We start from the raw sequence: 14,433 nt of genomic DNA, 5'->3' as shown, positions 1-14,433 counted from the left end.
TCCTGTGTACACTTTCCGCTGGTCCCGAAGCTGGCGGAAGAAAATGAAGATGCGCGAAGATTTGGCGGCATTGCGGCCGCAGCTCATACTGATCGCCCAGAGCGCGGATACCGGTGACGGCGCCCATGACCTGAGCCATCTGGAACGCGTATGGAAGGCCGCCAACAGCATGCTGGCGCACCACCCCGAAGCCGACGCCATGGTGGTCATGGCCGCCAGTTACCTGCATGACCTTGTCAACCTGCCCAAGAACCATCCCGACCGGGCGCGCGCATCGGCCATGGCGGCTGACGAGGCCGTGCGTGAGCTGCAGGCCGCCGGCTATCCCTCAACCAAGCTCGCAGCCGTCCATCACGCCATCGAGGCCCACAGCTACTCCGCCAACATCCCGCCCCGGACCATCGAGGCCCGCATCGTGCAGGATGCCGACCGCCTGGATGCGCTTGGACCGGTGGGACTGGCCCGCATGTTCCATGTCGGCGGGCAACTGGGGCGGGCGCTTGCGCACCCCACCGACCCCATGGGCATGCATCGGCAACTGGACGACGGCGCCTACGCGCTGGATCACATCGAATTGAAGCTCGCACGCATCGCGGGAACCATGCAGACGGATGGCGGCCGCGCGCTTGCTGCCACGCGGCTGGACTGGATACGGCGGTTTCGTGATGAGTTCGTGGCAGATTGGTCGGCCTGATTCAGGTTCCCGCCCACGCCATCAATTGGCAGGCTGGCGGCGCCTGGCCGACAAACCCCGGATCCATCACAGCACGAAGCAATCCGCCGAAGCGCGCACCGTCATGTCGCTGACCGAAACGCCCCATGGTTGATCGATGGCCAGCAGGATCGCGTCGGCGATCGAGTCAGGCTCCACCGGCATATGCGACAGGCTCTCCGGATCGCGGAGATCAGGCGGCAGGGCCCCTTCCTGCAGGCCCTTTACCATTGCCATGAATTGCTCCATGTTGTTCCCGACTCTCCCAACGGCGGCAGCGTGGTTGGCTACGGACCCGCCAAGTCCGGTGTTGGGCACTCCGGTGGGGCTGATGGTCGTAACCTTGATCTTCCCGCGCGCCTCCGTCCTCACGGCTTCCGACATGAAATTGACTGCGGCTTTGGTGGCGCCGTAGATTGCCGCGCCCACTGCGGGGAAGTCCCCATAGATGGACGAGATGTTGATGAAGTGGCCCCGCCCCTGAAAGATCATCGCATCGTGGGCGGCAATCATGCCATTGAACACGCCCCTCATATTGATGTCGATACAACGCATCCAGGCATCGTAGGCACGCGAGTGATCCGCGACAAAAGCCAGCGGCATGATGCCTGCATTGTTGAGCATTACGTCGATCGAACCATAGCGCTGCACGCTGGCGCCGACGAGGCCTCTCAGGTCATCCAGAATGCGGACATCCGCGGCTAGGGCCTGCGCCCGGCCGCCCGCCGCGGTAATGCGCGCGACGGTTTCCGCCGCAGCGTCCGCGTCGATATCGCCGCACGTCACCAGCGCGCCACGGGCGGCGGCCTGCTGCGCGACTTGGCGTCCAAAGCCGCCGCCTGCCCCGGTAATGACGATGGTCTTGCCTGAGATGTAATCGCTCATGATTCTCTTCTCCAATGCCGCTATGCGAGGAGCCGCGCCATGCCGCATCGCCGCCGTGCGCATGACCTGCCGTTGCATCCACGCAAGTCGCGGACTGATCCGTGGGATACGGCAGAGCTGGCAGGAGGACCAACCCGCGGCCATATTTCGTTATCACACAATAATTAGAATTCTTATTCTATTATTGGAAGGTACTTGAGGCCCTTCAACGCGAGGTTTCCCTAGGCCGAGATCAGCGCCGGGCCAAGCACCTGTGACCGCCGATCGTCCTGCAAACAACCGCCCCCGCTATGACCTGGCAGCAACAGGCGCTTGATCGATAAGAGAGCGCATCTGCTACGGCATAATGTGGCACTTCAGGTTTGGATAGATGTTGTCATGGCAGCCCCTCCATCGCAGAAAACAACTACCAAGACAACGCGCGCTTCCAGGGAGCGGAAAGCCGCTCGCCCGGTCGCCCAATCACCGGGCGTTCCGCGCCCTCCCCGTCAGTTACGCAGCGAGGAGTCCCTGGCCAGGATGATCCGCGCCGGCCGCGAATTGATCGAACGGCACGCCAACCTGGACCTGGTACTGATTGGTGACGTGATACGTCTCGCGGACACATCCATCGGCGCGTTCTATGGCCGTTTCCAGGACAAAGAGACCTTTCTTGCGGCAGTCCTGGACGCTGCCGTCACGGAAAGCAAAGCGCAAGCCGATAATCTTGTCCGCCAAGACGCCGTCTGGACCGAAGGCACCGCCTCGGATATCGTCGCAGCCATGGTGGATTTTTACGTCGATGGCTGCCGCGAAAGCCAGGGGACTTTCAAGGCCGTGCTACAGGATTTCTCGATGGCCGAACGAGAATCGAGTCCGTTGGTCATCTTGAATCGCCATATGCATGCCCTGTTCGTGCCGGCCTTGGCTCGAAAAATGCCGGTCCAGGCGGGCGTGGACACAGAATTGGAAATCCAGATCGCCATGCAGATGCTGCTGGGAACGCTCAGTGCCATGATGCTGACGGACCCGGGTCCAATGCGCCTCCCGGATGATGCAATCAAGCAGCTGCTGACGGACAGGATGCGGCGGATGCTGCGCTTGACCTGAGGGTCGGCCCGGAAATAGCAAAAGGCCGTCAGCGACATATCGCTGACGGCCTTTCTTCATTGGTCGGGGCGGTGGGATTCGAACTCACGACCCTCTGCTCCCAAAGCAGATGCGCTACCAGGCTGCGCTACGCCCCGAAGGGTGGCAACTATACCAGATCCCGGCCCGGTTGGCCTGTGCGGCTGGGCCTGCGGGGCTGTTACGCGCTGGCGGGGATGTTCATGGTGCTGATTCCCGGCCGCCATGCGGGCAACGTCCAGGAGCAGCCCCGGCGGGCTCCGAGCAGGCGCTGCTGTAACAGCAAATGAAAAACGGCGCGCTGTCCGAACAGCGCGCCGCCATTTGCAGAGCCGAAACGCGGCGGTCAGCCGAAGCGGCCCGTGATGTAGTCTTCCGTTTCCTTGCGCGAAGGCTTCACGAAGATCTGGTCGGTCTGGCCGAATTCCATCAGCTCGCCCAGGTACATGTAGGCGGTGTAGTCCGAGCAGCGCGCGGCCTGCTGCATGTTGTGCGTCACGATGACGACGGTGTAGTCGTTCTTCAGTTCGGCGATCAGCTCTTCGATCTTGGCAGTCGAGATCGGGTCCAGCGCCGAGCACGGCTCGTCCAGCAGCAGCACTTCCGGCTTGATGGCCACGCCGCGCGCGATGCACAGGCGCTGTTGCTGGCCGCCCGACAGGCTGTTGCCGCTCTGGTGCAGCTTGTCCTTCACTTCGTTCCACAGCGCGGCCTTGCTCAGGGCCCATTCCACGCGCTCGTCCATTTCCCCCTTGGACAGGCGCTCGAACAGGCGCACGCCGAAGGCGATGTTGTCGTAGATGCTCATGGGGAACGGCGTGGGCTTCTGGAACACCATGCCGACCTTGGCGCGGATCAGCGAGATGTCGGTCTTGGCCGTCAGCAGGTTTTCGCCGTCCAGGATGATTTCGCCCTCGGCGCGCTGGCCGGGGTAGAGCTCGAACATGCGGTTGAAGGTGCGCAGCAGCGTAGACTTGCCGCAGCCGGACGGGCCGATGAAGGCCGTGACCTTCTTCTCCTGGATCGACATGTTCACATTGCGGATCGCATGGAACTTGCCGTAGTAGAAGTTCAGATTCTTGACCTCGATCTTGTTCTTGACGGCGGTAGCGGTGTTTTCCATTTGGTTTCCCTTGGCTCCGGCGCGCCCGGCGCGCCGGCATAGCGATCTTTACTTGCGGAACATGTTGCGGGCGATGATGTTGATGCCCAGCACCAGCAGCGTAATCAGGGTGGCGCCGGCCCAGGCCAGGTTGTTCCAGTCCTTGAAGGGGCTGGCGGCGTACTGGTAGATCACGACCGGCAGGTTGGCCATCGGGCCGTTCATGTTCAAGGACATGAACTGGTTCGACAGCGCGGTGAACAGCAGCGGCGCGGTTTCACCCGAGATGCGGGCGATGGCCAGCAGCACGCCGGTGATGATGCCGGTCTTGGCGGCGCGATAGCACACCATGGTGATCATGCGCCACTTGGGGCAGCCCAGCGCGGCAGCGGCTTCGCGCAGGCTGTTGGGCACCAGCAGCAGCATGTTGTCGGTGGTGCGCACCACCACCGGGATCACCAGGATGGACAGCGCGATGGCGCCGGCCCAGCCCGAGTAGTGCCCCACCTGCGCCACGTACACGGCGTAGATGAACAGGCCGATGATGATGGACGGGGCCGACAGCAGCACGTCGTTCAGGAAGCGCGTGGCCGGCGCCAGCCAGCCGCGCTGGCCGTATTCGGCCAGGTAGGTGCCGGCCAGGATGCCGACGGGCGTGCCGATGAGCGTGCCCACGCCAGCCATCATCACGCTGCCGAAGATGGCGTTGATGAGACCGCCGGTCTGCCCGGGCGGCGGCGTGATCTCGGTGAAGAGCGTGTACGACAGCGCGGGCGCGCCCTTCATCAACAGCGTCAGAATGATCCAGAACAGCCAGAACAGCCCGAACACCAGGGTGCCCAGCGACACGGTCAGCATGATGCGGTTGACTACGCGGCGCCGGCGATAGGTGCCGTTCTGCATATTGAGTACGGATACAGCCATGATCTTTTCCTTGTGCTCGCGGCGCGTCAGGTTTTCTTGCCTTCACTGGCGGACAAGCGAACCAGCAGCATCTTGGCCAGGGCGAGCACGATGGTCGTGATCAGGAACAGGATCAGGCCCAGTTCCAGCAGCGCCGACTTCTGTATGCCGCCCGCTTCATTGAATTCGTTGGCCAGCGCCGAAGCGATCGAGTTGCCCGGCGAGAACAGCGAACCGGACCACTTGAAGGCGTTGCCGATGACGAAGGTCACCGCCATGGTTTCGCCAAGCGCGCGGCCCAGTCCCAGCATGATGCCGCCGATGACGCCCGACTTGGTGTAGGGCAGCACCACGCGCCACATCACTTCCCAGGTCGTGCTGCCCAGGCCGTAGGCGGATTCCTTGAGCATCGCCGGCACCAGTTCGAACACGTCGCGCATCACCGCGGCGATGAACGGGATGATCATGATCGAGAGGATCAGGCCGGCCGTGAAGATGCCGATGCCGAAGGGCGGCCCCGCGAAGATGCCGCCGATCACGGGCAGGCTGCCCAATGTGGCGATCATGAAAGGCTGCACATACTGCTGGAACACGGGGACGAAGACGAACAGGCCCCACATGCCGTAGATGATGGACGGAATCGCCGCCAGCATTTCGACCGCTGTGCCCAGCGGGCGGCGCAGCCAGGTGGGCGACAGTTCGGTCAGGAAGATGGCGATGCCGAAGGACACGGGCACGGCGATGATCAGGGCGATGGCCGAGGTCAGCAGCGTACCGATGATGGGCACCACGGCGCCGTAGTTCGAATTGACCGGATCCCAGTCGTTGAGCCAGAGGAACGACAGGCCATACTTGGCCAGCGATTCGCGGCTGCCGTAGATCAGGGAAACAAGAATCGCCGCCAGCAGGATGAACACCAGGAAGGCGAACAGGCGGGTCAGGTTCTTGAATAGCGCATCCATCAGCGCGTTTTTGTTTTGCTTCATAGGCGAAGGCGTGCCGGTAGTCACGGAGTCCGCCACGCTGGGCGAAAGCGGCACACTATTATCCATTACCGCGCTCATGGATGGACTTTCCTTAGGAAACCAGGGGAGAAACTTCGAAGGTCTTGCGGCGGACCGCCGCCAGCATCCCGTATCCGGAACGCCAGCGGCGGCCGCTGTGGATTGCGCGCGATGGAGATTGGCATTGTCAGCCGGCCTCCCTCGCGCTCAAGCCTTTATTGCCAGACGGCCTTGCCGTCGGCGGCCTTGACTTCGCCCCAGGCGGCGCGGATTTCCTTGGTCACGGCTTCCGGCAGCGGCACGTAGTCCATGGCTTCAGCCGACTTGGCGCCGTTCTTGAAGGCCCAGTCGAAGAATTCCAGCACGGCCTTGCCCTGCGCCGGCTTTTCTTGCGACTTGTGGACCAGGATGAAGGTGGCGGCGGTGACGGGCCAGGAATCGGCGCCCGGCTCGTCGGTCAGGACCACGCCCATGCCCGGCGCGCTCTTCCAGTCGGCGTTGGCGGCCGCGGCTGCGAACGCCTTCTGTTCCGGCTGGACGAACTTGCCGTCCTTGTTCTGCAGTTGCGTCCAGGCCAGCTTGTTCTGCTTGGCATAGGCGTATTCCACGTAGCCGATCGAGTTCTTCAGCTGGCCGACGTAGGCGGCGACGCCTTCGTTGCCCTTGCCGCCCTGACCCACGGGCCACTTGACGGCCTTGCCTTCGCCCACGGTCGACTTCCAGTCCGGCGACACCTTGGACAGGTAGTTGGTCCAGCCGAAGGTGGTGCCCGAGCCGTCCGAGCGGTGCACGACGATGATGTCGGCGGCCGGCAGCTTCAGGTCGGGGTTCAGCGCCTTGATGGCAGCGTCGTCCCACTTCTTGATCTTGCCCAGGAAGATGTCGGCCAGGACCTTGCCCGACAGCTTCAGCTTGCCGGGTTCGACGCCGTCGATGTTCACCACGGCAACCGTGCCGCCGATGACGGCCGGGAATTGCAGCAGGCCGTTCTTTTCCAGATCGGCAGCCTTCATGGGATCGTCCGAAGCGCCGAAATCGACGGTCTTGGCGATGATTTGTTGCTGACCGCCGCCCGAACCGATGGACTGGTAGTTGACGGCGCTATTGGTGGCGGCCTTGTAGTCGGAGGCCCACTTGGCGTAGATCGGGTACGGGAACGAAGCGCCGGCGCCGGTCACGTCGGCGGCCTGGACGGCAAATACGGCGGCGCTCAGTGCGACGCCCAGGGAAACTTGTTTGAAGACACGTTTGAACATCAGGGTTCCTTCTGTGCTCGTTGGAGGAGTCTGGCAGGCTTGGAAAACTGCCTGTCTTTCAGCGACCCTCGAATAATAGAAGTCCCACATGACAGGATAGTGACAGTCATGATCCCCCCGAGGCGCTGCGCGCCTCCCTCCCAGGGGGCGCCGGTGGCGGACCGGCGCGGAGCCGGATCCGCGCGGCCTGGATCTGGGGAGGATTTGCCTCGAACGCCGCCACCCTAAAAAGGGGGACGAACATATGGGAGGCCTTGCTTCGAAAACCGCCCCGGTCGGGGCGGCAGGCGTTACACGCCCAGCTTCTGCATCAGGTACTGGTGCACGTTGAAGGGCTCGCGACGGCTCTTGACGCGGGTGTAGTCGCCGTCGGGCAGTTGCTGCCAGGCCAGCTGGTTGTCGCGCAGGGCGTAGGTGAAGGCTTCGTCGATGACGCGCTTCTTCAGGGTCTTGTCGTAGATCGGGAAAGCGATCTCTACCCGGCGGAAGAAGTTGCGATCCATCCAGTCGGCCGACGACAGGTACACGGTTTCTTCGCCCTCGGCGTAGAAGTAGAAGACCCGCGAATGCTCCAGGAAGCGGCCGACGATGGAACGCACCCGGATGTTCTCGGACAGCCCCGGCACGCCGGCGCGCAATGCGCATACGCCGCGCACGATCAGGTCGATCTTCACGCCGGCCTGACCGGCCTTGTAAAGCTCTTCGATGATCTGTTCTTCCAAGAGCGAGTTCATCTTGGCCATGATGCGCGAACGCTTGCCGGCCTTGGCCGCGCGGGCCTCGGCGCGGATCAGCGCCACCATGCCGTCGTGCATGGTGAAGGGTGACTGCATCAGCGCCTTGAGCGAACGGCGCGCGCCCAGCCCGGTCAGCTGCGCGAACACCTTGTCCATGTCCTCGCACAGCTTCGGATCGGCGGTCAGCAAGCCGAAGTCGGTGTACAGGCGCGCCGTGCGCGGGTGGTAGTTGCCGGTGCCCAGGTGGGCATAGCGGCGCAGCCGCCCTTTTTCGCGGCGCAACACCACGGCCATCTTGGCGTGCGTCTTGTGCGCCACCACGCCGTACACGACGTGCGCCCCCACCTCTTCCAGCTTGGAAGCCCAGTTGATGTTGGTCTGCTCGTCGAAGCGGGCCATCAACTCCACCACCACCGTCACTTCCTTGCCGGCGCGCGCGGCGGCCAGCAGGATCTTCATCAGCTCGGAGTCCTCGCCGGTGCGGTAGATGGTCTGCTTGATCGCCATGACGTCCGGATCCAGCGCGGCGGCGGTCAGGAAGTCGATGACGGGTTGGAACGACTGGTAGGGATGGTGCAGCAGGCGGTCCTGCTCGGCCACGGCCTCGAACAGTTCGGCCGGCTTGTCGCCCACGCGGTCGAATGGCGCCGGCACGGGCGCGCGGTAATCCGGGAACAACAGATCCGGGCGCGAATCCGAGTTGCACAGCTGCATCAGGCGCGACAGATTCACCGGCCCCGGCACGCGGTACGTGTCCTCGGCCTTGAGCGAGAACTCGCGCTGCAGGAAGTGTTCCAGTTCGACCGGCGTCAGCTTGTCGATCTCCAGGCGCACGGCGGCGCCGAAGTTGCGCTGCGACAACTCGCCCTGCAAGGCGTGGCGCAGGTTGGTGACTTCTTCCTCGTCCACGAACAGGTCGCTGTTGCGCGTGACCCGCCACTGATAGCAGCCCAGCATTTCCAGGCCCGGGAAGAGCTCGCCGACAAAGGCGCGCAGCAGCGAGGTCAGCAGGATGTAGCCCTCGGGCTGGCCCGACAGCTCCTGCGGCATCTTGATCAGGCGCGGCAAGGCGCGCGGCGCCTGCACCACGGCGATCGAGGCCTGCCGGCCAAAGGCGTCGGCGCCCGACAGCGACACGATGAAGTTCAGGCTCTTGTTGTAGACCCGCGGAAACGGATGCGCCGGATCCAGTCCGATCGGGGTCAGCAGCGGCATCACGTCGCGATTGAAGACATCGCGCGCCCATTCCTGCTGCTGCGGATTCCATTCGGACGCGTGGTGCAACGAAATGCCCTCGGCGTGCATGGCCGGCAGGATCTCGTCGTTGAGCAGGTTGTACTGGCGGTTGACCAGTTCGTGCACCGCCTGCTGCACATTGTCGAACGCCTGGTCGGGCGTCATGCCGTCGGGCCCCACCAGATTCGGCGACTGGCGCTGCTGCTCCTTCAGGCTGGAAATCCGGATCTCGAAGAACTCATCCAGGTTGGAACTGACGATGCAGACGTAGCGCAGGCGTTCCAGCAAGGGAGTCTTGGGATTCTCCGCCATCGCCAGCACGCGTTCGTTGAATTTCAGCAGCGACAACTCGCGGTTCAGAAGCAAAGGCTCGGCAGGAGGGCGTGAGGGCATACCGGATTCCATACGTAGGGAGAGCGTGGAGTTTTACTGCAAAAAAGTGACGGTTCCATGACACAGCAGCAAATACGTAGCGTACGCCAAAACCGGGACGCATAGCAGGCGGATCAGATGCCGCAAACCCCTGTTCCATAAGAAAAAAAACGTGGGCGGGGGCGCTGTCACATGGGATCTCTATAATCGGGCCACCTCTCAGACAATATTTACGAGCCGCATGGATCAACTTCTGGCCGCGGTGGACCTCGGGTCCAACAGCTTCCGCCTCTCCATCGGACGCATCGTTCAACAGGACGGTACGCCCCAGATCTATCAGATCGACCGCCTCAAGGAAACCGTCCGGCTTGCGGCCGGCCTGGACTCCGAAAAGAGGCTGGGCGACGAGGCCATCGACAGGGCCATCGCCGTGCTGGAGCGCTTCGGCGACCGCCTGCGCAGCTTCCATCCCAACCGGGTCCGCGCCGTCGCCACCAACACGTTCCGCGTTGCCCGCAACACCCGCGATTTCCTGCCGCGCGCCGAAGCCGCACTGGGCTTTCCCATCGAAGTCATCGCCGGCCGCGAAGAGGCCCGCCTGATCTTCTCCGGCGTGGTCCACACCCTGCCCCCCTCGCCCAACAAGCGCCTGGTCATCGATATCGGCGGCGGCTCGACCGAGGTCATCATCGGCAAAGGCCACGAGCCCGGCCTGATGTCCTCGCTCTACATGGGTTGCGTCAGCTACAGCCGCCAGTTCTTCTCGGACGGCGTGGTGGACGCGCATCAGATGAAGCAGGCCGAGCTGGCCGCGCGCCGCGAGATCGAAGTCATCGCCAAGCAGTACCGCAAGATGGGCTGGAAGGAAGCCTACGGCTCCTCCGGCACGGCCAAGGCGCTGTTCGCCATCCTGACCGAATGCCGCTTCTCGGACCGAGGCATCACGCGCGCCGGCCTGAACAAGCTGAAGGACCGCATCATCCGCTCGGGCCGCGTCATCCCGTCCGAACTGCCCGGCATCAAGATCGAACGCTCGGACGTGCTGCCCGGCGGCCTGGCCATCATGAGCGCCCTGTTCGACGAGCTGGGCATCGACGTCATGCACACCGGCGATGGCGCCTTGCGCCTGGGCGTGCTGTACGACCTGCTGGGCCGCGATGACGAGCATGACAAGCGCGATGAATCGGTGCGCCAGTTCATGAAGCGCTACCACGTCGACGTCAACCAGGCGCGTCGCGTGCACCACGCTGCGCTGACGCTGTTCGACGCCATGTTCCCGGACGGTCCGGAACGCGCGGAGCTGCGCCCCGCGCTGGGCTGGGCGGCCGATCTGCACGAAGTGGGCCTGTCCATCGCCCACAACGCGTATCACAAGCACACCGCCTACGTGCTGGAAAACGCCGACATGCCCGGGTTCTCGCGCGCCGACCAGCAGTTGCTGGCGCTGCTTGCGCTCGGCCATCAGGGCAAGCTGACCAAGCTGGAACCGCTGGTGCGCTCGCGCCCGCAATGGAAGGCCATCCTCAGCCTGCGCCTGGCGGTGCTGCTGTTCCGCCGCCGCAATGAAATCGAACCGCTGCCGCTGACCGCGTCGGTGCGCGACAACTCGATCGTGGTGCGGGTCAACCGCGAATGGCTGGCGCAGCACCCCCTGAGCGACTTCACGCTGCGCGCGGAAGAAGCCGAGTGGAACAAGGTGGGCTTTTCGTTCGAACTGCTGGAGTTCTGAGGAACCAGCCGGGCGGCGCGCTCGCGCCGCCCTGTTCCGACCCCGCCCTGCCGGGCCGACGCGCTAGAACGGCGACAGATCGGTTTCGCGATCCAGCCGCTTGAGTTCCATGCGCAAGGGCCTGGTGGCCCGCCGTATCAACCGGATCTTCATGCGGCGGAACAGGCGGCGCATGGGGGTCTCAGCGCTGGACAGCGGCGGTTGCGGGCTGATCCAGCCCGAAATGGCGGCGGTAGCGCTCGTCCATGCGGTCCATCTTCAGCAGGACCGGGAAATCCGCGGCGTTGAAATCGGGGTCCCAGGCGGGCTCGCCACAGACCTTGGCACCCAGCTTCAGGTAACCCTTGATCAGCGGCGGCACGCGCGCCGGCAAGGTGCTGTTGAGCTTTTCCACCGGATAGCGGTGCAGCGGCGTCACGCGCGGCTCATCGCCCTGCGGCAGCTGCTTGGAAATGGTGCGCCACACTTCAGCGGCGGTGACGCCGTCGTCGCGCAGGCTGACGCTGGCGCAGCCCAGTACGTACTGGTAGCCGCCCCGGCGCAGGTATTCGGCCAGGCCAGACCACAACAGCATGATCACGCCGCCGCTGCGGTAGTCGGGGTGGGTGCAAGAGCGGCCGACTTCGACCAGCTCGTCCTGGATGGAGCCCAGCCCGGACAGGTCGAACTCGGACTGCGAGTAATACCCGCCAGCCTCTCGCGCCTTTTCCGGCGTCAGGATCCGGTAGGTGCCGACTACGCGGCCCGTATCCAGCTCGCGGACCATCAGATGTTCGCAGAACGGATCGAAGCGATCATGCTCGATGCCGTCCTGGGCGTCGGGGAACACCGCGCCCATGTCCTCGGTGAAGACGTCGTAGCGCAGGCGTTGAATCTGCTCGATTTCTTCAGCGGTGCGCGCCAAGCCCACCACCAGCACCTTGGCGGCGGCGCCGGTCCAAGGTTCCGCGGCATTACGGCTCGGATTGATGCGTGCTAATTCCAGCATTGCGCGAAGCTCCTAGAGAGTCCAGCCAGTGTGGACGCCCTGTATGTCAAAGACTTGACCAATATGTTACGTGACTATGAAGTTTAGTCTGGAGCGAATAAATCAATCCTCCGCCCAAATCGACAAAACTTTACAAATCTATACAACCCTTGAACAAACAAAGGCCACCCGTCACGCGCCGGGTGGCCTTGCTCGAAATCGTAAGGCAGCGTTTATCCCAGGCTGGCCGCAAGCTTCTCGGCGCAGGAGACGGCCAGGGCTTCATCCTCGGCCTCGACCATGAGGCGCAGCTTCGGCTCGGTGCCCGAAGCGCGGATCAGGATGCGGCCGCGGCCGTCCAGCTCGGCTTCGACGGCCTTGCGCGCGGCGCTCAAGCCGGCATGCGTCTTCCAGTCCTGGCCCGGGGTCAGCGGCACATTGATCATCTTCTGCGGATACATGCGCAGATCGCTCACCCACTCCGCCAGCCCGACCGAGTTGCGGCGCAGCGCAGTCAGGACCTGCAGCGCGGCGACGATGCCGTCGCCCGTCGAATGGCAGTCCAGGCACAGCAGATGGCCGGAGCTTTCGCCGCCATACAGCCAGCCGCGCGCCTGCATCTGCTCCAGCACGTAGCGGTCGCCGACATTGGCGCGCTCGAAGCCCACGCCCAGCCGCTGCATTTCGCGTTCGAAGCCGAAGTTGGTCATCAGCGTGCCGACCACGCCGTCCACCTTGCCGCGCTGCATGCGTTCGCGGACGATGGCGTACATGAGTTCGTCGCCGTTGTAGATGCGGCCTTCGCCATCCACCATCTGCAGGCGGTCGGCGTCGCCGTCCAGCGCAATGCCCAACTGGGCGCCGCGGGCGTGCACTTCCTTGGCCAGCAGCTCGGGATGCAGCGCGCCCACGCCCTTATTGATGTTGAAGCCATCCGGATTGACGCCGATGGCGTGCACTTCGGCGCCCAGTTCGCGGAACACGTGCGGCGCGATGTTGTAGGCGGCGCCATGGGCGGCGTCCACCACGATCGTCATGCCGTTCAGGTCCAGATCGTTGGGGAAGGTGCTCTTGCAGAACTCGATGTAGCGACCCTGCGCGTCGCCCATGCGGCGCGCGCGACCCAGCGCTTCCGAGGCGACGCAGCCCAGCGGCTCGTCCAGGGCGGTTTCGATGTCGGCCTCGATCTCGTCGGGCAGCTTCATGCCCTGCGCCGAGAAGAACTTGATGCCGTTGTCCTGGTACGGATTGTGCGAAGCGCTGATGACAATCCCCGCCACCAGTCGCAGCGCCCGGGTCAGGTAGGCCACCGCGGGGGTCGGAATCGGACCGGCCAGCAGCACGTCGATGCCTGCCGCCGACAGGCCGGCTTCCAACGCGGATTCCAGCATGTAGCCGGAGATCCGCGTGTCCTTGCCGATCACGACCTGCGGACGGCTGCCGCCGCGCACGGCGTGCTCACGCGCCAGGACGCGGCCGGCCGCGTAACCCAGACGCAGCGCGAATTCGGCGTTGATCACCGGACCGCCGACTTCGCCGCGGACACCGTCGGTACCGAAATATTTGCGTCGAATCATGAACTGAGTGCTCCTTGTTCTGCCGCGTGCCATACCTTGAGCGCGTCGACCGTGGCCGCCACATCGTGCACCCGCACGATGGAAGCGCCACGCGCCACGCAGGCAAGCGCCGCGGCGATGCTGCCGGGCAACCTGTCGCCCACGGGCCGGCCGGTAGCCTGGCCGATCATGGTTTTGCGCGAGAGGCCGATCAGCAATGGATAACCGGCGCTGCGCAGGCTGGACAGCCGGCGCAACAGTTGGAAATTCTGGTCGCCCGTCTTGCCGAAGCCGAAGCCCGGGTCCAGCACGATGCGGCGAGGATCGATCCAGGCCGCGCGCAGCTTGTGCGCGCGAGCCCCCAGGAAGAGTCCGATTTCACCGATCAAGTCGGTGTACTCGGGCGGGGCGGCCTGCATGGTGCGAGGTTCGCCCTTCATGTGCATCACGCAAAGCCCGCAGCGCGAATGCGCCACCGCCTCGACGGCGCCGGGCTGCCTGAAGCCATAGATGTCGTTGATCATGTCCGCGCCGGCATCCAGCACGGCGCGCATGACTTCCGGCTTGAAGGTGTCGATGGACAGGGGCACGCCGCAATCGCGCAGCGCCTCCACCACCGGCAGCAGCCGAGCCAGTTCGTCGGCCACGGACACCGGATCGGCCCCGGGGCGCGTGGATTCGCCGCCCAGGTCCAGGATCTGGGCGCCTTCGGCGATCAATTGGCGCGCATGCGCCACTGCGGAATCCGTATCGTCATGCTGGCCGCCGTCGGAAAAGGAGTCCGGCGTGACGTTGACGATACCCATGACAAGCGGGCGCTCGAGATCAAACTCGAAGCGCCCGCAAAGGAAGTTATTTGCCATAACT

Annotated in this window: 12 protein-coding genes and 1 tRNA gene; 3 read left to right on the top strand and 10 right to left on the bottom strand. The window is 64.1% G+C overall.

Annotated elements, in window-relative coordinates:
* Positions 1–43: 43 nt before the first annotated feature.
* Positions 44–694: an HD domain-containing protein gene (locus IB268_RS08000; RefSeq protein ID WP_119450617.1), complete on the top strand. Its 651-nt coding sequence runs from the start codon at positions 44–46 to the stop codon at positions 692–694.
* 66 nt (positions 695–760) lie between these two features.
* Here the strand turns inward: IB268_RS08000 and IB268_RS07995 are convergent, their stop codons facing one another.
* Positions 761–1,597: an SDR family oxidoreductase gene (locus IB268_RS07995; RefSeq protein WP_125471439.1), complete on the bottom strand. Its 837-nt coding sequence runs from the start codon at positions 1,595–1,597 to the stop codon at positions 761–763.
* Positions 1,598–2,116: 519 nt separating this feature from the next.
* On the opposite strand from IB268_RS07995, the gene IB268_RS07990 reads away from it, so the two are divergent.
* A complete protein-coding gene (locus tag IB268_RS07990) occupies positions 2,117–2,686 on the top strand; it encodes a TetR/AcrR family transcriptional regulator (protein ID WP_225591306.1) in 570 nt (189 codons plus the stop codon).
* A 60-nt stretch (positions 2,687–2,746) separates the two neighbouring features.
* On the opposite strand, the gene IB268_RS07985 is transcribed toward IB268_RS07990, so the two are convergent.
* The 6 genes from IB268_RS07985 to ppk1 form a co-directional block, all read right to left on the bottom strand.
* Positions 2,747–2,823 (bottom strand) — tRNA-Pro (locus tag IB268_RS07985).
* 227 nt (positions 2,824–3,050) lie between these two features.
* Positions 3,051–3,827 carry a phosphate ABC transporter ATP-binding protein PstB gene (gene pstB / locus IB268_RS07980; protein ID WP_006221056.1) on the bottom strand — a complete coding sequence of 259 codons (777 nt, stop codon included), beginning with the start codon at positions 3,825–3,827 and terminating at the stop codon, positions 3,051–3,053.
* Between the two features lie 48 nt (positions 3,828–3,875).
* Complete coding sequence (gene pstA / locus IB268_RS07975; protein ID WP_082400756.1) at positions 3,876–4,730, bottom strand: phosphate ABC transporter permease PstA; 855 nt, start codon at positions 4,728–4,730, stop codon at positions 3,876–3,878.
* A 26-nt stretch (positions 4,731–4,756) separates the two neighbouring features.
* Positions 4,757–5,773 carry a phosphate ABC transporter permease subunit PstC gene (gene pstC, locus IB268_RS07970; RefSeq protein WP_054451356.1) on the bottom strand — a complete coding sequence of 339 codons (1,017 nt, stop codon included), beginning with the start codon at positions 5,771–5,773 and terminating at the stop codon, positions 4,757–4,759.
* A 155-nt stretch (positions 5,774–5,928) separates the two neighbouring features.
* The gene (pstS, locus tag IB268_RS07965) at positions 5,929–6,969 is read right to left on the bottom strand and encodes a phosphate ABC transporter substrate-binding protein PstS (protein WP_192354052.1); all 1,041 of its coding nucleotides are present in this window, start codon (positions 6,967–6,969) and stop codon (positions 5,929–5,931) included.
* A 290-nt stretch (positions 6,970–7,259) separates the two neighbouring features.
* Complete coding sequence (ppk1, locus tag IB268_RS07960; protein WP_054451358.1) at positions 7,260–9,335, bottom strand: polyphosphate kinase 1; 2,076 nt, start codon at positions 9,333–9,335, stop codon at positions 7,260–7,262.
* Between the two features lie 220 nt (positions 9,336–9,555).
* Between ppk1 and ppx the strand changes: the two genes are divergently transcribed.
* Positions 9,556–11,043 carry an exopolyphosphatase gene (gene ppx / locus IB268_RS07955; protein WP_054451359.1) on the top strand — a complete coding sequence of 496 codons (1,488 nt, stop codon included), beginning with the start codon at positions 9,556–9,558 and terminating at the stop codon, positions 11,041–11,043.
* A 181-nt stretch (positions 11,044–11,224) separates the two neighbouring features.
* Here ppx and IB268_RS07950 read toward each other — a convergent pair whose 3' ends face one another.
* The 3 genes from IB268_RS07950 to folP all read right to left on the bottom strand — a co-directional run bounded on the left by IB268_RS07950 (position 11,225) and on the right by folP (position 14,429).
* A complete protein-coding gene (locus IB268_RS07950; RefSeq protein ID WP_054451360.1) occupies positions 11,225–12,031 on the bottom strand; it encodes a GNAT family N-acetyltransferase in 807 nt (268 codons plus the stop codon).
* A 212-nt stretch (positions 12,032–12,243) separates the two neighbouring features.
* Positions 12,244–13,587, bottom strand: coding sequence for a phosphoglucosamine mutase (gene glmM / locus IB268_RS07945; protein ID WP_119450615.1), 1,344 nt, complete (start codon positions 13,585–13,587; stop codon positions 12,244–12,246).
* Positions 13,584–14,429: a dihydropteroate synthase gene (folP, locus tag IB268_RS07940; protein WP_054451362.1), complete on the bottom strand. Its 846-nt coding sequence runs from the start codon at positions 14,427–14,429 to the stop codon at positions 13,584–13,586. Before folP ends, glmM begins: the two co-directional genes overlap by 4 nt.
* Positions 14,430–14,433: the final 4 nt, after the last annotated feature.

Origin of the sequence: Achromobacter sp. ACM01 (genome assembly GCF_014851745.1) — a bacterium.
GTDB classification, from domain to species: domain Bacteria; phylum Pseudomonadota; class Gammaproteobacteria; order Burkholderiales; family Burkholderiaceae_B; genus Achromobacter; species Achromobacter aegrifaciens.
The sequence above is the reverse complement of the archived record's forward strand: the minus strand, read 5'-3'. Positions and strand labels throughout refer to the sequence as shown.